The sequence below is a fragment of the Paenibacillus sp. E222 genome (genome assembly GCF_013401555.1).
GTDB lineage: Bacteria > Bacillota > Bacilli > Paenibacillales > Paenibacillaceae > Paenibacillus.
In genome coordinates this window covers 320,856-339,919 of the sequence record NZ_CP058552.1, presented here as the reverse complement: position 1 = coordinate 339,919, position 19,064 = coordinate 320,856, and the positions used below count along the sequence as shown (strand labels likewise).

Genomic DNA, 19,064 nt, shown 5'->3' with positions numbered 1-19,064 from the left:
CGGTACGGACTATGAATTGGATGGAAAAAGAACTTGCGTTATTGGCTGATGCCTCCAATGAACGTTACCTGCGTGATAGTGCCGCGGTTCCAGATTGTCCTGGGTATACGTGGAGGGGGGACCGAGTGCTCCTCAACCTGGCCTCCAATGACTACCTGGGACTTGCACAACATCCCGCTATCATCGATACAATTCGCGCGGCGCTTCTTACCGAAGGAGGAGGCTCAGGCGCATCTCGTCTTGTTACTGGGAATCGACCGCCTTATGGCCGTCTGGAAGAAGCGCTGGCCACTTGGCAGCATAGTGAAGCTGCGCTTGTTTTTGCAAATGGTTATATGGCTAATTCTGGTGTCATTCGTGCACTCGTGGGCCGAGGTGATGTGGTTTTTAGTGATCAATTAAACCATGCCAGCATCGTGGACGGTATTGTGCTGAGCCGCGCGGAACATGCCCGGTATCGGCATAATGATATGGAGCATCTGAAGCTATTATTGAACAAACATCGGGATAAACGGCGTAAGCTGATTGTCACGGATGCCGTCTTTTCAATGGATGGTGATCAAGCACACTTGAAAGAGCTCGTTGCGCTCAAACAAGAATACGGGGCCATGCTGATGGTGGATGAGGCGCACAGTGGGGGCATCTACGGGAAACTGGGTGAAGGACTGTGCTTTAAGCTTGGTCTGCATCATGATGTGGATGTGCATATGGGGACGTTTAGCAAATCATTCGGTTTATATGGAGCTTATGTCTGTGGCAGCCGAACATTAATCCGCTTTCTCATCAACAAAGCAAGACCACTTATCTATTCAACGGCATTGCCGCCTTCTCTCGTAGCTGGTATTTCAACAGCGTTAACTTTGGTAAAAGCGGATCATTGGCGCCGCGAACGCCTCTACTTGGCAAGTCAATTATTTCGTTCTTCGCTTAGGGATGCCGGATTTCACGTTGGGACCGGGGATTCCCCTATTGTGCCGATCATTGTCGGTGATAACGAAGGGGCTCTTCGTTTCAGTGAGGCACTTGAAGCAGGTGGTATTGCTGGGATTGCCATCCGACCGCCTACCGTTCCTGATGGCACGGCCCGAATTCGCTTCTCTTTATCAGCCGACCATACCTCTAAGGAACTGAATGATGCCAGCGTACAAATCTGTAAAATCGGACTGCAGTTAGGAGTGCTGACCTCATGAGTGCCTTGAATAATAATCCGCTACAAATTGAGCAAGAGAAAAGTGGAACTATATTATGGTTAACGGGATGGAGCATGCCTGATGCTGTGTTTGACCGTCTTCGCCTGTTATTGCCTGATTTTCGTCATATGTCTGTAGATTATAGTGCTGCGGATTCTCCAGAGGAAATGCTGTGTTTAACTGAAACAGCAGTTAGGGACATGTTAGATATTGAAGGAACAGCTTTCAGGGAGAGAGTTTCCCAAGGTCCACATCTAATATCAGGTTGGTCGCTTGGAGGTTTACTGGCGCTCAGACTAGCGGCTAAAGGTTACGCAGATGGCCTTGTGCTGTTCGGTGCAACGGCTCGTTTTACCCGTTCAAAAGAAGAGTTTGACCGCGGCTTGGCAGATGCATATGTTAGGCAGATGATCAAAGGGATCTTAAGGGATCGACATGCAGTTGAAACGAATTTTCGAAAGGTGATGTTTACGGAGCAAGAATGGGAGGCGGGTCTTGCTGAACGTCTGCCCCATACGGGTAGCTGGACAACCCAAGCATTACTGGCAGGTCTTCAATTGTTGCGAACCGAGAATGGTTTGTCTCAACTGCCGAGTATAGATTGTCCTGTTCTTATTTTTCACGGCACCGAGGATAAGATATGTCCTTATGGTGCTGGATTGGAGCTTATGAATCAATTACCCCATGCCAAGTTAATTACATTAACCGCCTGCGGACATGCACCTTTTTTGGGAAAGGAAGTACACATTGCTGATGAATGGAGGAGATGGTGGCATGACCATTGGTAGAAGCCGTGCGGTTCAACGCCAATTTAATCGTAGTGCCACTTCTTATGATGCACATGCTCATATTCAGCGTTCTATGGCTGAGCAGCTAGCAAGATCCCTCGCTGAATGGAGGAACAGAAGGTTCTTAAGTGATCCAAGCATTCTCGAAATCGGTTGTGGCACGGGGGCTTTGACTCAAATTCTGGTGAATGAATGGCCTAATGCCAATATTACTGCACTTGATATTGCATCCGAGATGATTGAAGTGGCTTCAAAACGGTTCCGATCAGCAGAGCATCCAGGTACTGCAAATTGCAAAATGGATAATTTACGTTTTCTACAAGCAGATATCGAAATGTGGGCCGTAAATGCTCCGGAGTGCTCAGTGGATATCATCGTCTCCAACGCCTGTTTTCAATGGCTAAGTTCGCCGAAGGAAACACTGGGTCACCTGCGGCGAATGCTGCGCCCAGGGGGTGTGCTCATATTTACGACCTTCGGGCCTGATACATTTCGTGAGATGCATGAGGCATTTGATAAAGTTTATCATGCCAACGGGATGGAACCACAGCGACATGGACTTTCGTTTCATGCACCTGCTCAATGGGAGATCATGCTTCAGGAATCCGGGTATTCTGGTTTCCGTTGTGAGCGTTCGATGCATATGGAAAAGTATGCTTCCGCGAGAGATTTTCTTTATACAGTTAAAGGAATGGGAGCCAGCACTTCAGAAGCAGCAACGGTATCCGGGTACAGCTTGCGGCGATTGTTCACCAACATGTATAAGGAGTACGAGGATAAGTTCAGCATACAGGGAGGCGTCGCAGCGACGTACGATCTTCTACTCATTCAATCCGTAGCTCCTTATTAACCCTTTACCTGAGAAGGAACAATCAGATGAAGCTCCAGCAAAGACATCAGTTCTTCAACAATCTGTTCGGCTGGATAAGGCATGGAATTCATGATCCACCATTCCAGCAGGCCTGCGGAGGCACAGGCCAGAAATTGTACAGTGATTTCCCGGTTAATCCCTTTGTGAATGCCACACGCATCAACCTGCTCTTCGACCCCCTGAACCAGGAGCGTCATCATCCGATTCCGGAAGGCGGGAATGCCTTTTTGGGTTAATAGCGTGGTATACACGGGGGCGTGCTGCTCCAGGTAACGGAAGGTTCGGAGCAATGCCTCCTTGACAGTCATGGGCGTGGTAGGGCTCTCCACCATACAGCTCTCCACCAGCTGCTGCAAATACGTCTCAATGCTTTGATCCAGCAGATCGAACTTGTCCGTGTAGTGCAAATAGACGGTACCGCGGTTCACATCGGCCCGATCAGCAATGTCATTAATCGTAATTTGCTCAAAATCCTGCTCTTTCAACAGCCCGATCAAGGCCTCGGTTATGGCTTTTCTTGTCTTGACAACTCGTCTGTCCATGGCTCCTCCTTTGATGTTTTCAACAATATGGGTTCATTCGTTGATTATTCAACAAAAACGGATATTTTAGCGATTGAAGCGCTGCAGATGCTTTGTTACTCTTATTTTATCAACAAATGTTGATAAAGCAACGAATATCTATAAAATTTTGAAATAGAGGGATAACTAATGAACATATTAGTGTATGGTGCAGGCGTCTTGGGCAGTCAGTTGGCGCAGGTTCTGGTACGTGGGGGAAATGACGTCACCATTCTGGCTAGAGGGAAGCGGGCAGAGGAACTGGAGAGGGATGGCATCGTCATTCGTCATGTGTTCCAGTTTAGAACGACCGTTGACCCGGTGCGGGTAACAAGAACGTTGGAAGAGAATGATCACTATGATCTTATTTTTGTGGTTATGAAATATAACGATTTTCCATCAGTGCTGCCTATTTTGGCGGCCAATCAGAGCAGGAATGTGGTGATTGTCGGTAACAATGCAGATGCACGAAGCATGCAACTCTTTTTGGAGGAAAACAGCAGAGTGGAAAAGAAAGTCGCATTTGGTTTTCATATCAGCGGCGGGCGGCGGCAAGAAGACCGGATGTTATCCATTGGTGGAGCAAGCGGGCAAATGGTGATTGGTGGGCTGGATAGCGAGATTGCCTTTAAATCCATACTGGATCAAGCTTTTGAGAAGACGAAATACAAGTTGAATTACCTGGATGATATTGATGCCTGGCTGAAAAGCCATATTGTGCCCATTCTGATGCTTAATGCAGTGAGCTTTAATGAGAAGCGTGAGATGATCAGGTTGGACGGGAACAGAAAGCAACTCCAGCATATGATTGGGGCGATGGATGAGGGCTTTCGCGTGCTTGAGGCTATGGGTATAACGATTATACCGGAGATGCAGGCTAAACTGATTCGCAAGCATCAACGGATGTTTTACCTTCTATTGAAATTATATAGTATGCTTCCGATCTATAAACTGGTTGCGGGTTCTTTTGGGGAGATCGAGGCGTTAGATCATGCATTTACTGATTGGAAAAAGGCCACAGGTGTACCAACACCGCATTGGGAGATCTTGAAAAGGGACTATTCCATCTTATAAGCATGATCAAAGCAACTTCCTATTGCTCTTACTTCATTTACAGACTACAATTAAACCAACTAATAAAATGGGGATAAGGTGATATGCAGATGCGGGAAGTACCTATGCGCTATGTCAAAGCGAATCAGATCGGGATTGTGCTATTTGTCGTCCTGTCATTTCTGTTCAACCAGCCGTTAATTCTGGGAGCGTTATGGATCATCCAAGTTGTCGGCCTGGCATCCGGAGGCAAGCTTAATCTGTTTGTACAGATTGGGAAGGCTGTGTTAACGGGAAAAGGGTCAGAGACACAGGCAGTGGAACTGCAACGCTTCAACAATGTTCTGGCCGTATTGTTTCTCACGTTGGCACTTGTCTCATTCGGTCTTGGCTGGCAGGTAGCGGGCTATATTTTCTCGTCGATGCTTCTCCTGGCTGCAAGTGCCGCATTGCTCGGTTACTGTGTGGGCTGCACCGTATATTTTTGGTATAAACAGCTCTGTGCTGGCAGAAAGATTGGCTTTTAAACTATATGTGATTGCAAAAACAATCCCCTCCAAGTTCTGTGTCTACTTGAAGGGGATTTTACTTTTTTACCTGAACCAGGCCTTGTTTAAATTGTTCGTAAAATTACTATCGTTCAACGGAACATTGGCACTGCCAAAATCGGTTGTATTCAGCGCATTGCGGGCCGCAGACGTCAGATCATCCCAACCGATCAAAGGCTGCATTCCACCGACGGTTCCAGTAACACCAAGCTCATGGTTTAGAGGCCAGGTACTGTTGTAACTAATCAAAGGATTCGTACCGTTCAGGTTCGTGTTACTTGGTGCAACATTCGTGAACTGCCCATGTCCTGAATAGGCGATGGAGAGAATTTGAGGATTTGGTGCTGCGGGATTGTCTACCCATACAACGATACCTTCCCAGTCATGACGATGGCCGAGGCCGGAGGAAGGGGAGTCTTTCGGGAAGTACCATGCGTACATAATAGCCCATACGCCATTATGCCATGCCGAACGGGAGTACACTTGGCCTGTGCTTGAGCTGCAATTTCCATTAGGTGAACCTGAGGTTTGCAAGCCTGCATTGGTATTGCCCTGTTGATCCACAGCGGGGAATGGAACACATCCATGGTAGACTTTTAAGTAGGGTTGGAAACGCTTGGCTGTTATTTGCGTGACTGTGACGGGAGTTAGTTCCTGGAATCCGACAACCTGATCATGGTTAATGACTGCGGCTTCAACGGCTGTAATAAAGGGAAAACAGGCTAAGATCGATATCATGAGCAATAAAACGAGTTTTTTCATTCGGTGATCTCCTTCATGGATATGGTATTGGAATGTGTTGAGGATGCAGGACGCACTAAGACTATATTGGAAAAGGTTTCATTTTATTTGTCATCTTGTTCTGGATTTTGTAAATTTTTTGGAGGATATGTAGTTCTCATGATTTGAAAGAGTATAAGACTATTTCCGGCCCAAGCGGGCAGAATGGTGATGGATGGTTATAATTTACAGAAAATCCATAGGATTAGATTCAAGAGGAGTGCCAGAGGTTTATTTTGTAAAGGATAGGCAAGCTCGGAAGTGAACAGAAAGTATGTTGTCATTGCTGGAATGAGGTAATTCTTGAGGGTTTATCGTTATTGTTATCCAGATGTAAAATTTCACTATAGTATATATGAAAATAATTACTTATGTATCACAGGCTAGGACATCTTCACATTTGATGATATGATAGTACATAAAGGCTTTGGAATGAGACGGAATTCCTTATGCATATATATAAGTAGAGAAAAGTGTTGGGGCAGGATTAACGGACGTGAGTCATTGTGTAAAATGATGCCGACTGCGATCACTCTCAGATAGTAAGAAAATGAGGTCGTTCAGACTCATGGATAATGTGGAATAGGTGGCGTATGAGATGAAAAAAGCTCGCTTGATATATAATCCGACCTCAGGCCGGGAAGAAATGAAGAAACGTCTGGCTGATATTTTGCAGCGTTTGGATCAAGGTGGTATCGAAGCCTCGTGTCACGCAACAACGGGTGAAGGAGATGCAACCCGGGAAGCGGAGCTGGCGATTGAACGCGGATATGACATGATTATTGCCGCTGGCGGCGACGGTACATTGTATGAAGTCATTAACGGTATGGCCGAGCGGGAGAATCGTCCTCCGCTGGGTGTATTTCCTTTGGGAACGACCAATGATTTTGCGCGTGCGCTCGGTATTCCGAGACAGTGGGAAGATTACGTGGATCTGGTCATTAACCAGCAGCTTCGTCCGCTCGATCTGGGCAAGGCGAATGATAAATATTTTATCAATATTGCGGGCGGAGGTTCGTTAACCGAACTGACCTATGAGGTGCCAAGCCGTCTGAAAACGATGATCGGGCAACTGGCCTACTATATGAAGGGTATTGAGAAAATGGCTAGCCTGTCTCCGCAGGAACTGGTTATCCGTGCCGCGGGTCAGGAAGAAATTCATGATGAATTCATGCTGTTCCTCATTGCCAATACGAACTCCGTCGGGGGCTTCGAGAAGCTGGCTCCGGGTGCGACCATAGATGATGGTCTGTTCGATGTGATTGGTGTGCGCAAATGTAATCTGGCTGACATGATTCGCCTCGTAACCCTAGCGCTGCGTGGTGAACATCTGAATGACAAGAAGGTCGTTCATTTCCAAACGGATTATATGGAAGTAACGTCTCCGGGCTATGTGCAGTTGAACCTGGATGGTGAGCTGGGCGGTACATTGCCTGCGACATTCAAGAACTTGCGCCATCACCTGATGTTGTATCGTTAAGCATAGTATGGATCGGGGAGGAAATGTGATTTCCTGTTGCCGTGGGCATTGGGATCACGTATAATCTCAGGGTGCCTGAAAATGAATGGAATCTCCCTTGTACAAGGGATGAACATATATGAAGAAAGAAGTGAATGTACGTTGTCTAATACGAACCGCAGCGGTCGTGGAAAAAACCGCCGGAATTCGGCTGCCTCTCAGGGGCAAGGGAATGCTTCAGTGTCCCGTCAGCCAAGTCAAACATCTCGTCCATCTACACGTCAGCAAGGAAAAGAGGTGCGGCCACAAGGCGCATCTCTTTCTGCCGTTCGTCCAAAGGAGAGAGCGCGTGAATCTGCACCAATCGAAGGGCTGCCCGTTAGTAAAAATGAAGAAACCGTCATCGATATCATTGGCATGAACCATGACGGTGAAGGTGTCGGCCGTGCCAATGGATACACGCTCTTTGTGCAGGGTGCGCTTCCCGGTGAAACTGTGCGTGTGCGCGTGATGAAAACCAAAAAGCAGTACGGCTACGCCAAACTGCTGGAGATTGTGAAGGCAAGCCCGGATCGTGTATCCGCGCCTTGCCCGATCTATGATCAATGCGGCGGATGCCAGATTCAGCATATGAGTTACGCCGGACAGCTTGCGTGGAAACGCCAGCTGGTGGTGGATAATTTGCAGCGGATTGGGAAGTTGAATGTGTTGGTGGAGGATACAGGCGAAAAGAATGCGGATCAGGCAGCTGAACCAGCTATTTCCGAAGAACAAGTGAACGGCAGCAATCGTATTCGTCTTCGGCTGGAAGGTGTCATGAACGAAGAAGCTGCTGCGCAAGGCATTCGTGTGCTGCCTACCATGGGTATGGACGAGCCGTGGCGCTATCGCAACAAGGCACAGGTGCCTATCGGTGCAGCCGAGGGCGGCTTGGTGGGTGGTTTTTACGCCAAAGGAAGCCATCGGATCATCGACATGGATACTTGCCTCATTCAGCATGAGCACAACGATGAAGTGGTCGCCAAGGTCAAGGAGCTAGGTAGCCATCTCGGCATTAGTGCGTACAACGAAGAGACCGGCCGCGGCCTGCTGCGCCATGTGGTTGTGAAGAAGGCGTTCCGTACGGGCGAGATGATGCTCGTTCTGGTCACCAATGGTCGGGACATCCCATACAAGGATGAATGGATTGGCAGTATTCGTGAAGCGATCCCGCATGTGGCGAGCATCTGCCAGAATGTGAACAAGAAGCAGACCAACGTTATCTTCGGCGATGAAACCCGCGTCCTGTGGGGTCGTGACGTGATCTATGATTATATCGGGGATGTACAGTTTGCCATCTCTGCGCGTTCGTTCTACCAGGTGAATCCGGTGCAGACGGAAGTACTGTACGGGAAAACGGTGGAGTACGCAGGGTTGAGTGGCAAAGAGACTGTCATTGATGCCTATTGCGGCATCGGTACGATTTCTCTTTTCCTTGCGCAGCATGCGGATCAGGTGTACGGGGTGGAGATCGTGCCCGAAGCCATCGAAGACGCTCGCAGCAATGCGATGTTGAACGACATGAAGAACGTCAAGTTTGAAGTCGGTGCCTCCGAGGATGTTATTCCGCGTTGGAAAGAACAAGGCATTGAAGCTGATGTCATCGTTGTCGATCCGCCGCGGAAGGGTTGCGATCCGCGCTTGCTGGATACAATCCTGGAAATGAAGCCGGAGCGTGTGGTGTATGTAAGCTGTAATCCGAGTACATTGGCACGTGATTTGCGCGTGCTGGAGGATGGCGGATATCGGACGGTTGAGGTAACGCCGGTGGATATGTTCCCGCACACGGTGCATGTTGAGTCGGTGGCGATGTTGGTGCGGAATGGTACAGAGGGCTAAGAATGCAGTGATGGAGTGGGTGTGGGGTAATACAGATGAAATGAAACTGAAGCGTAAAAATACTAGAGTTGGCTGATTGGTGACGAAAAAATAGACACGCTAGTCAAGGACACCTGGAGTTGCATTCAGGTGTTTTTATATTAAGAAATAAAAAGGATTTATCCAGAGGTTTCCGGTTACTAGTACAGAAATATATTAACAGCGTGGTTGATTCTAGTACTTGAAAGAATAGTTCCTAATTTATGACGATTAAGATGAAAGGGTGTTACAGATGAAAATTAACTAAAATGCAAAGGTTGAATGCCCATTACGGTTTACATAAACTTGTTCGTGATCTTATTCCTCAGGTATTTTATCACTGAAGGGACCTTGCTGTTGCTTTTTGCGTTCAAAATGATAATACAGCCTATATAGGCAAATTTCTTTTGTACAGCGATACAAGATAGCGATGCTTATGAGCGGACCCGACTCGTAGAATAAACACCCCATCCTCGAAACGTGTCGTAGACACCGATTTGATACACTCGCTTCTGAGGTCCGCCTCACGCTTCCGCCTTTTCCTATATCAAGGCAAATGCTGTTCCCACGTTGCACTATGTACGGTGGTCAACGCACGAATGATCTCGAAAATTGGCTGATTTTCTTGAACATAATCTAAAAACTGAGCTTTTAGAAAAGGAGCATTAATAGTGAATTCAATTTCAATGCTCCTTATTAAATGACGGCGAATTGTTTAAAATTATTTTAGCGTTATTCTTTAGAGTCTCCCGTCTCTATTGATGGGGGGCTTTTGTTTTTAAGATCGTATTAAGCATTTTTTCTATGTCATCAAAAGTAAGGAGGGAGTAAAGACCATCCACTGCTCTCTCAGGCAAGGAATCTACATTAACAATAGTATGGGTTGCTGCTGTTTGTAAGGCATCATCATCAGCACCACTTATAATCTCACTAGAAGCACCATAATATTTAAAGTTTGCCTCCCGGTTCCAGTGACGCATCTTCAAATGAGCAAATAATGATTTTAGAATGTTGCCTTCGTGTACGACTTGGAGCCTTCTATCAGGACGTAAAGATGTTTTGACCCCTATTCCTGCTTTCAGGCTATTCCAACGACACTTATTTTCGAGGATCTTATATAAATTAACGGCATCCATAATATTTTGAGTACCAAGACAGGATATGGGTATGTTATGTTCATCCAATATTAGGTCTTCTTGTTCTACTATTAATAAATCTGGATTTGAAGTGATCAACCGCACATTGTTTTTAAGTAACGATATTTCCAGTTGTTTTAGCATTCTATCTGTTTTTTCTTCAAAAATTCTACGGAAATCAAATGAGCTAACGTTGGGCATTTTAACGATCAACACGTCATCTAGATTGTGTCTAATACGGTAATTCCAAGCATGGACAGCTATGAAAACTTCAAACCAGAATCCCCGGGTATTTGAGAAAGCTTGTGAATTAGGAACCATCATGTTTTGTGCCAATGCTGCATTCTTTGTGTGCATTTCAAGTTTGTCGAGGTTTTCTTTAATAGTTCCTGTCGGGAGGTTATCTCCATATACCTCAGCTAGAGCTATAGAGGGTTTTATCCGTGTTTTTTGGTTATTTTCCGTACCGTACAGTTCAACGCTATAGCTTTTCAAATAGTCAAATTCCACTATTCTGAGTTACCTCCTGTTATTTTGTTTTCCAATCTTAGTAGTTCTTTAGCGATGTGAAATAAAGTTTGCCGTCCATCTGGACTCAGACTGTTAAATGTATTTAGTAAGGCATCCCAATTTTCTTCGTACACTAACCCTCTTTTTTGACCAAATAAAATGAAATCAATTGTTACATGAAACTCATTTGTGATTTGAGCTAAGATTTCGAAACTAGGCAGGTTTTTTCCAGATTCAATATTATGAATGTGACGCTCAGACAAGCCTAAAAACTCGGAAAAAGCCTTCGCTGTCCTATAACGGCTCTTTCTCACGAGTCTAATCCGCTTACCCACCTCTTTTAAATTTAGATTCACCATGTCACCTCCTTAATTGGAGTATATCTGCAAAGAGGACGGTGAAAAATGAATCATTATTTCCTATAAAAAAAGAAAAATAAATTCATTTTAAGAGATGTGCCAGATAACTTGTTGTTTTTAAAATCATGTATAATAACACTTTGAAAAACGGTGATACTATTAAGGAGGATCCTAACAAGCTTTATTAACGTATCAGACAGTTTCTCTCAATTTTTTTACAAATTTAATAGAAAAAGAGCAGTTCGCATATTATGCGAACTGCTCTTCTAGGGATGTTATACAGAATTTTTGTTAATAGTTTCATTTGTTAATCTTATCTTTTCTGTGCGTTCCTGAACCGCAATGTTGTAGTTATCTAGAACTGTTCTAATCTCTTCCGCTAATAAATTTGCAAGTTTATAGGCTACTCCGTTGCTTATCATCTTAAACATCTTATCTAGCGGTATATCTTCCTCAAAATGATACCAGTCAGGGACAGATTGGAGCCGAAGTGCTTCACGCACGGTTAAGCGCCGCGGTAGAGTAGGGTGAAGATGTACCTCATTATTACCATATGCTACGGTTGGGCTATATCTGAAGCGGTGTAGGCGTTTGAATGATTTCCTCTTAACGTCACCTTCAAGTACGGTGAAAAATCGTTGAGAGTAGGGATTAAATGAAACATGATTTGGCAATTGTAATAATTCGTTTTGGTTTCCTATAACCGAATGAATGGTTAGTTGGTATTGATCGGGTGCGAGATTAGCAATGTAGTCAGCTTCACTAACTTCAGTCCCGATCTCCCATGTATCAGGCCATTCAAATGATTTTTTAGGATCCTGATAGACCGGAGCAGGCCATTTAAAAGTTTCAAAGCCCCGCTGTCTTAAAGTAATAGGAATGTATTTCCTAAATCCTACAATAAATACTCTTGACCGATCTTGCGGAATTCCATAGTTAAGCGTATTAAGCACCTTAAATTGTACTTCATAGCCAAGCTCCTCAAATTTATCAATGAGAGGATTTAAAGCCTGAATTCGATGTTTTTTGTTTTGTATAAGGCTTCAACGTTCTCAAACAAAAAAAAGTCTGGCTTCAGTTTCTCAATTTTATCTAAGAAGTCCCAGACAAGCTTCCCTCTATCTCCCTCAACCCCAGGACTATTAGCATTTCCAATTGAATAGTCTTGACATGGGGGCCCCCCAATGATTCCAACTGCACCTTTGGGAATGTCTTTTATAGGATCAATTTGAGTAACGTCACCTGTGATAATTCTATCAGGATGTCCATAACGCTGCCTCATGTTGTAGTTATTTGACTGAGCAAATTGTTTTATTAATTCTGTTCCCCAAATAATAGAAAAAGCATGCGTCTCGGTAAAGCCTAAATCGAGAAAGCCTGCACCAGAAAAAAGCGAAATAACGGGATAGGTCATTATTTTAATAAGTCTCCTCTATCTTGAATGCTATTTTCTATTATCACCGATTATCGAAGGATATTCAATAAACTTTCAGGAAAAAACGAATATATGTTCCCTGGAGGATTTTAGGTATAATATGTAGTATGATTCAAGTTAAAATCTCCCTTTTAAATTTTTCCGTACGGTACAATTTAAGAATACTTGACTTGTGTGGCGAGTGTGAAAGGATGTATTGAAATGAACAATTTTTATATCAATACAATACCGATACCTATCTTATCCTTTTTTACTGGTGCAGGATTTCTAGATATCGGTTTTATGCAAGCAGGATTTCAAACGATTTGGTCTAACGAATATGATCGTCAGTTTGTGAAGGGGTTTGAATATGGACTTAGTTCCATGAGGGTGCAGCCTCATAAAATCACTAACTGTTCTTCAATAGTTGAGATAGGTCCTAATCAAATCGCCAAAGAGGCCTTTCATAATACCCAAATTCCTGAAACATTCGGGATTATTGGAGGGCCTCCATGTCCTGACTTTTCGGTAGGCGGAAAAAATAAGGGACGGACTGGAGAAAATGGAACCCTCTCAAAGGTGTACGTTGATAAAATAATGGATCTTCAGCCATCCTTTTTTTTATTTGAAAATGTAAAAGGGCTTTTTAAAACTGCAAAACATCGTGAGTTTTTCGATAGTCTGAGAATGCAGTTTTCAGAACACTATTTGACAGATGTACGCATATTGAATGCGCTCGATTTCGGTGTGCCACAAGACAGGGAACGCGTGTTTATGGTGGGGCTGAAAAAGAAGTGGCTAAAAAAGAAACTTGGTGTAAGGAATATCCCCAAGGACTATAACTGGTTTCAATGGCCGGAGGACCACCGTTTTGCGGGAGCGAAACAGCGGTTTACTTGGCCGCGGGAAAACCCTTTTGGATTCAATCCCGAGAAACCCTCTGATATTCCAGAAGAATTAATGGTGGGTCCAATAATATGTAATCTGGATGAGATAGCTTTATTGCCAAACGGTCTTGAAGGATTAAGGCCATTAAGTGATAAGTATTATGTTATTCATGAAGGGGATGTTTCCCGAAAAAGTTTTAAACGGCTGCATCGTTGGCGATATAGCCCTACTGCGGCATACGGTCATAATGAGGTTCACTTGCATCCGACACAACCAAGGAGGCTTACTGTCAGGGAAGCACTAAGAATTCAGAGTGTTCCGGATGACTATGTTTTACCGCCGGAAATGCCACTAACTTATAAGTTCAAAACAATCGGTAACGGCGTGCCAGTGAAGCTGGCACATGCAATGGCGGTAGCAATAAGGAAAATGATAGAGGGGGAACCTATATGATACAGCCAGGGTTGTTTTTTGATTTTACACCGGATCCAAAAGTGCTGATAGCTTTAACTCACACACCAATGCTTCCTTTAGATGCGTTATGTGAATTGATCGATAATGCGATAGATTCATTTCAGGCTGCTAAACTTATAGGTGTAAAAATAGATAATCCATTAATCTCAATTGAATTGCCAAGAAATTCAGATCTCAATAAAAATGCAGGAATAGTACGTATTCGTGACAATGGGCCAGGCATGACGGCTGAAATGGCTGAGAAATCAATAAAGGCGGGATTCTCTGGTAATAACCCTTACGACAGTCTCGGATTATTTGGTATGGGGTTTAATATTTCTACAGGTAAATTAGGTAGAGTAACCCGGCTACTGACAGCTCGGAAGGATGAGAAGAAGGCAATAGAGGTTATTATTGATCTGGATAATATTAATCAATCCAAAAATTATCAGCTTCCTGTTAATATCGTTGATAAACCTAGAGAAGTCAATTATGGGACTGTTATTGAAATAAGCCATTGGTGGCCTGAGGGGAATGCAAACAGTCAATTTGTCAAACGCCTGATTCAATACGGGCTTCCTAAGGTCCGTTCTGAGATTGGCCGACGGTATGCTTCAGTGTTATCTAAACGTGAAATTAGAATATTGGTGAATGGAGAGCCGTGTGAAGCATTTGAGCATTGCGTTTGGGATTCCAATAGATATGTTGAGCGAAAAGGGCACGGTCAGATTCAGGCAAGATATGATTTTGACCATATTATAGGAGTGCAGAGGAGATGCGGTAACTGTACAGCTCTAGTACCGACCGGACTAATTGAATGTCCTGCTTGCAAATCTTCAAGCATTCGAAGTGTTGAGGAAAGAGTCAAAGGCTGGGTTGGTATTCAGAGGTTTGACGACAGTACGGAGTACGGAATTGATCTGATCCGGAATGGACGAGCAATCCGAATAGCTGAAAAGACAGCTTTTTTTGAATTTGTTGACGAATTTAAAAAAACGATTAAAGATTACCCTATTGATGGGCCGTATGGGAGGATAGTAGGTGAAGTACATCTCAATCATGTTCCTGTAGATTTTCTCAAGCAGGATTTTCAGCGAAGCAGTCCTGAATGGCAACGTGCTATTTCGTATTTAAGAGGTGACAGTTCCTTACAGCCAACTCAGCCTGGTGCAGGTCAAAATGAAAGTTATATTTATAAATTGTTTCAAGGTTTCCGCAGAGTAAGAAAACCTGGAAAATCTGATTTGTATATGGGGTATTGGGATAAGGAAGCGAATGAATCAAAGAGGATATCTAGAGATGTTGAAAAAGAATATTATCAAAAATTTCTTGTGAAACTCCCAGGGTATTATGATGATTCAGAATGGTGGAAGCTCGTGGAACAGGCTGATTCCCCTCCGCTTGAGGAACTTGCAGAGTGCCCAGCCTGCAGTGCACAAAATCTTAAAGAACATGATACGTGTGCCGTATGTGGTTTTGTATTAATAGGTAAGCCATGTATCAATCCGGAATGTGAAAACGAAATACCGAAATCCGCACACTCTTGTCCAGAATGCGGAATGTCACAGCATCCAAAAGTCGAAGAACCATGGACATGCCAGGTTTGCGGTATGAAAAACAGGGCAGCAGAAAAAAACTGTACATCCTGTAATGAAGAAAAAGGTTCCGAGAATACACTTTCAAAAGAGTTCCTTTCTAAGAATGCTAATAAATCAGATGATCTTTCCATACCGGGATGTTCTATTATGTTAGCTGATGGCACATATAGTTCCCCTGTGAATGTAAATGTGTATATAACACAGCTATCGATTAAGGCTAATCAGCAACAAGAAGGGGTCCCTCTTATTGCTTTTAAAGGGGAAGAAATCGATATATATCTTGATAAGACGCACAAAGTATATAAGTCTTTCCGAATCCGTCCAGAGCAAATGATAGCCGCAGAGGTAGCACTTTACATCTACGATATGAACCGAAGACTCTCCGGAAAACAATATCAGGGTCAACATACGCTTTCTAATATTGAATGGCAGATATTGAATAGCAGATGGTCGGATAAGTTAGAGGATAGCCCTGAGAAAATAAGAGAAGAGATCAACGGATTCTTTGCCCAATTAAAGGAGAAGCTTCCGGAACTCCTAAAGGAAATGGCCGTTGATATTTTTAATGAAATGCCCGAAGGGCAGAAGAAAGCTATGGTTGATAACATGCTTAATCAAAGCGCTGATATCAGTCAGCTCGGGGATATGAAGGAAAGTGGCGCGTTTTTATTATATATTGATGAGGATGGAATAACTGATATATTCAAAAGGTATCCACACATTTTCTTTGATGGTGGAATATGGGATGTTTCTTATTCCAGTTCCGCAGAACTAACAGGGAATATTTTGCAACAGGCACAAATAAGAATCCGGAACATTTATCTGAACTGTTTAAATGATATAGCAAATTATATAAAATACCGTTTCTCTGAGGCAAGCATTGGACAAAAAACAAGGTTGTCTTTGGATTTCCTACAGCAAAAGGTGATGAAGTGAGCGTTTTTATCAGTGATACAAACCTGAGGTTCGGTACGTGGCAGGCATTTGAACGGGTGGTCTCGCGCTTACTAGCCCATGAGGGTTTTGAAGGTATAAGACTTGTTGGACAGTCTGGTGACCGAGGGGCGGATGTTCTTGCACATCGGGCCGGTAAGCGATGGCTGTTTCAAATGAAACATTGGAAGAACAAGGTCGGTGTCGATGTTGCGGACCAGACGCTGGAGGCCATGAGAATATACAGGGCTCAAGTCCCAGTTATTGTAGCTTTAAATGGGTTTGATGAAAAGTTAAAAGAGCACCAGAGAGCTCTCATGAGTAGAGGAATCCCGCTTCAGTTGTGGGATACAAAGGCTCTTGTCACAAAGGCAGAGAAACTTCCAGAGATGCCCGTACTTGACAGAGTTCCGCGGGAATATCAGGAACAGACAATCCGTTCAACGATCCAAGCTTTTAACGAAGGGAAAAAAAAAGCTCTTGTCGTGATGGCTACGGGTCTTGGAAAAACATTCGTCGCATGCGAAACGGTTAAACGGATTAATGCTGTTTCTCCGGTAAGGATTCTTGTGATAGCTCATACGAATGAACTTGTTTACCAGATAGAGAAGGCTTTCTGGTCATTTTTATCTAAGGAACAGGAAACAGCAGTATGGAATGGGTATGAGCAGCCTGGAGAAGAACGGCTTAAACAAAGTAGTGCGGTTTTCGCGTGTTTAAATACTGTTGCTGATTATGTTCAGCGGGGAAAAGAACTGCCGCATTTTGATCTTATTATTATAGATGAATGTCATCATGTGGGCGGGCAGATGTATAATGCTGTTTTAGATGATACCATGGCTGGCTCGGAAAATGGCCCTTTTCTTCTCGGGCTAACAGCAACACCTTGGCGTCCAGATGATGTTGACCTTTCGAATTATTTTGGTGAGCCTCTAGTTCGTGTAGACATTGTTACCGGTTTGCGTAATGGCTTTTTATCAAATGTTGACTACAGGATGTATACAGATAATATAAATTGGGAAGCTTTAGGCCAATTAAAAGGGAAGAATTTTTCACCGCGGCAGATAAATAGAACACTATTTATTACTGAATGGGACGATGCTGTCGTCTTTGAGCTGAAGAGGGTTTGGCAAGAACAGCGTAAACCGCGGGCTATAGTTTTCTGTGGCACGATAGACCACGCCGCAACTATGAGGGACAGGATTAACTCACTTGGTTTTTGTAACGCGTCAGCAATATATTCGCAAACCTCTACAGGACGTTCGATGGGCCCGGCAGAACGTAACCGTATACTTTGTGATTTTCAAGACGGGGCGATTGATGTATTATGCGCCGTTGATATACTGAATGAAGGCGTTGATGTACCTGATGTAAACATTATTGTGTTTCAGAGAGTAACCCATAGCCGCAGAATATTTATCCAGCAGTTAGGCAGAGGTTTAAGATTGTCGAAAGACAAGGAAAAGGTTATTGTTCTCGACTTCGTATCTGACATACGCAGATTCGCGGCAGGTATTGATTTAAAAGATGGTCTCTTTGAAGATGGACCCGCTCCGGGTAACCCGGTCAGAATCAGTTTGCCGCATAAAGTTACTTTCAGAAAAGCTGGCGGGGAGGACCCGCAGACCGAATCATTCATGAGGCAATGGATTGAAGATGTGGCTGCTGTTGAAGGGGCAGGCGAGGATACAAGCCTACTAAAATTTCCACCGGAATTGCCAGGAGGACGAAAATGACATTTGATGAAGTAATTAATGATATCGAGAAGATGGTTGGTTTGGAGTTAGAAAGTATTAAACCGGGTGCCAACATAACTCTTACTGGGATAGACAGGGAAGCTAAGAGGATTGAATTGGTTACTTATGCAGGCAAGGCAAAAACAAGGCCTTTTAGCGAACTGAAGAAAATATGGGATAAGTTATGTTCTACGCCAGCTACACACGTAGATAGTGTTCTTGGGGGATCTGGCTCAAGCAGAAATCAGCCGGAAACCGTAATGGCAAACTTGCCATACATTGAGTGGTTTTTTATGAACGGTAAAAAGCATCTCGCATTGATGAAAGAACCGACGCATGATTATGGAACGCTTTATAAAATGGATGAGATGGATGCGGAAGAATTAAAGCAAAAGTTGCAGACCATTGACAAAATTGCATGTGAAGTGGTAGTCCTTACGGACGATATTAAATCTGCTGCAGTCGCTTATGAGGATATGACAGGAGTGCCGTTAAAGCCATTGTCGCCTGGAGTGTACGAACAAATTCAGGACAATGTGAGATTTATTATAGTGTCAAGGAACAGCATACTTGGACCCGTTGAAACAGGAACATATGTAGTTGTGAAGGGGAACACTATTTCTGGGACGGGAAGTGTAATAACGATTAATGACAAAAACTACTCAATTCAGCATGTAAATGGGCTGAATCTGATGGTATGCTTAACCAAAAGTTATTGAGAATAAACCTTCGGATGTGAAAAAGTATGCTAAAACTCATAGGAAGTTTCGACACGGTCAATGATGTACATGATTGGACTCACGAATGTGCTAAAATTTATAAATCACATAGCGCAAGTCATCTTGTTAAAGTTGGTCTAAGTCAAATGAGATGGCTTCCGATTTCAAGTACA

At 43.9% G+C, this 19,064-nt stretch carries 17 protein-coding genes; 11 read left to right on the top strand and 6 right to left on the bottom strand.

Annotated features, from left to right (window positions below; all coding sequences use genetic code 11):
- Positions 1-11: 11 nt before the first annotated feature.
- Genes bioF through bioC form a run of 3 tightly spaced genes read left to right on the top strand, consistent with a single transcriptional unit; the run spans position 12 to position 2,828 of the window.
- Positions 12-1,190, top strand: a complete 1,179-nt coding sequence (gene bioF, locus HW560_RS01455) for an 8-amino-7-oxononanoate synthase (RefSeq protein WP_179261692.1) — start codon at positions 12-14, stop codon at positions 1,188-1,190.
- Positions 1,187-1,978 (top strand): alpha/beta hydrolase, encoded by a 792-nt coding sequence (locus tag HW560_RS01450; protein ID WP_257031590.1) that lies wholly within the window; start codon positions 1,187-1,189, stop codon positions 1,976-1,978. The genes bioF and HW560_RS01450 overlap by 4 nt, the downstream gene beginning before the upstream one ends.
- The gene (gene bioC, locus HW560_RS01445; RefSeq protein ID WP_179261690.1) at positions 1,965-2,828 is read left to right on the top strand and encodes a malonyl-ACP O-methyltransferase BioC; all 864 of its coding nucleotides are present in this window, start codon (positions 1,965-1,967) and stop codon (positions 2,826-2,828) included. Before HW560_RS01450 ends, bioC begins: the two co-directional genes overlap by 14 nt.
- Here bioC and HW560_RS01440 read toward each other — a convergent pair.
- Entirely contained in the window at positions 2,825-3,391 is a 567-nt protein-coding gene (locus HW560_RS01440; RefSeq protein WP_179261688.1) for a TetR/AcrR family transcriptional regulator, read from the bottom strand. The two genes, bioC and HW560_RS01440, sit on opposite strands and share 4 nt — an antisense overlap.
- A 168-nt stretch (positions 3,392-3,559) precedes the next feature.
- Here HW560_RS01440 and HW560_RS01435 point away from each other — a divergent pair, with 168 nt between their 5' ends.
- Positions 3,560-4,483 carry a ketopantoate reductase family protein gene (locus tag HW560_RS01435; protein ID WP_179261686.1) on the top strand — a complete coding sequence of 308 codons (924 nt, stop codon included), beginning with the start codon at positions 3,560-3,562 and terminating at the stop codon, positions 4,481-4,483.
- 89 nt (positions 4,484-4,572) lie between these two features.
- Entirely contained in the window at positions 4,573-4,989 is a 417-nt protein-coding gene (locus HW560_RS01430) for a DUF4395 domain-containing protein (RefSeq protein WP_179261684.1), read from the top strand.
- A 66-nt stretch (positions 4,990-5,055) separates the two neighbouring features.
- Here HW560_RS01430 and HW560_RS01425 read toward each other — a convergent pair whose 3' ends face one another.
- Positions 5,056-5,772 (bottom strand): NPP1 family protein, encoded by a 717-nt coding sequence (locus HW560_RS01425; protein ID WP_179261682.1) that lies wholly within the window; start codon positions 5,770-5,772, stop codon positions 5,056-5,058.
- Between the two features lie 616 nt (positions 5,773-6,388).
- Between HW560_RS01425 and HW560_RS01420 the strand changes: the two genes are divergently transcribed.
- Complete coding sequence (locus HW560_RS01420; protein WP_063568189.1) at positions 6,389-7,270, top strand: diacylglycerol kinase; 882 nt, start codon at positions 6,389-6,391, stop codon at positions 7,268-7,270.
- A 108-nt stretch (positions 7,271-7,378) separates the two neighbouring features.
- The gene (gene rlmD / locus HW560_RS01415) at positions 7,379-9,127 is read left to right on the top strand and encodes a 23S rRNA (uracil(1939)-C(5))-methyltransferase RlmD (protein ID WP_179265717.1); all 1,749 of its coding nucleotides are present in this window, start codon (positions 7,379-7,381) and stop codon (positions 9,125-9,127) included.
- Between the two features lie 773 nt (positions 9,128-9,900).
- On the opposite strand, the gene HW560_RS01410 is transcribed toward rlmD, so the two are convergent.
- The 4 genes from HW560_RS01410 to HW560_RS01395 form a co-directional block, all read right to left on the bottom strand.
- The gene (locus tag HW560_RS01410; RefSeq protein ID WP_179261680.1) at positions 9,901-10,791 is read right to left on the bottom strand and encodes a Cfr10I/Bse634I family restriction endonuclease; all 891 of its coding nucleotides are present in this window, start codon (positions 10,789-10,791) and stop codon (positions 9,901-9,903) included.
- On the bottom strand, positions 10,791-11,150 hold the full coding sequence (locus tag HW560_RS01405) for a helix-turn-helix domain-containing protein (protein WP_179261678.1): 360 nt from the start codon (positions 11,148-11,150) through the stop codon (positions 10,791-10,793). Before HW560_RS01405 ends, HW560_RS01410 begins: the two co-directional genes overlap by 1 nt.
- 275 nt (positions 11,151-11,425) lie before the next feature.
- Entirely contained in the window at positions 11,426-12,145 is a 720-nt protein-coding gene (locus tag HW560_RS01400) for a DNA cytosine methyltransferase (RefSeq protein ID WP_257031965.1), read from the bottom strand.
- An 8-nt stretch (positions 12,146-12,153) separates the two neighbouring features.
- Entirely contained in the window at positions 12,154-12,564 is a 411-nt protein-coding gene (locus HW560_RS01395; RefSeq protein ID WP_179261676.1) for a DNA cytosine methyltransferase, read from the bottom strand.
- 222 nt (positions 12,565-12,786) lie between these two features.
- Between HW560_RS01395 and HW560_RS01390 the strand changes: the two genes are divergently transcribed.
- Genes HW560_RS01390 through HW560_RS01375 form a run of 4 tightly spaced genes read left to right on the top strand, consistent with a single transcriptional unit; the run spans position 12,787 to position 18,891 of the window.
- The gene (locus tag HW560_RS01390; RefSeq protein ID WP_179261675.1) at positions 12,787-13,905 is read left to right on the top strand and encodes a DNA cytosine methyltransferase; all 1,119 of its coding nucleotides are present in this window, start codon (positions 12,787-12,789) and stop codon (positions 13,903-13,905) included.
- A complete protein-coding gene (locus HW560_RS01385) occupies positions 13,902-16,439 on the top strand; it encodes an ATP-binding protein (protein WP_179261673.1) in 2,538 nt (845 codons plus the stop codon). The genes HW560_RS01390 and HW560_RS01385 overlap by 4 nt, the downstream gene beginning before the upstream one ends.
- Positions 16,436-18,172 carry a DEAD/DEAH box helicase family protein gene (locus HW560_RS01380; protein WP_179261671.1) on the top strand — a complete coding sequence of 579 codons (1,737 nt, stop codon included), beginning with the start codon at positions 16,436-16,438 and terminating at the stop codon, positions 18,170-18,172. Before HW560_RS01385 ends, HW560_RS01380 begins: the two co-directional genes overlap by 4 nt.
- Positions 18,169-18,891, top strand: coding sequence for a hypothetical protein (locus tag HW560_RS01375; RefSeq protein ID WP_179261669.1), 723 nt, complete (start codon positions 18,169-18,171; stop codon positions 18,889-18,891). The genes HW560_RS01380 and HW560_RS01375 overlap by 4 nt, the downstream gene beginning before the upstream one ends.
- Positions 18,892-19,064: the final 173 nt, after the last annotated feature.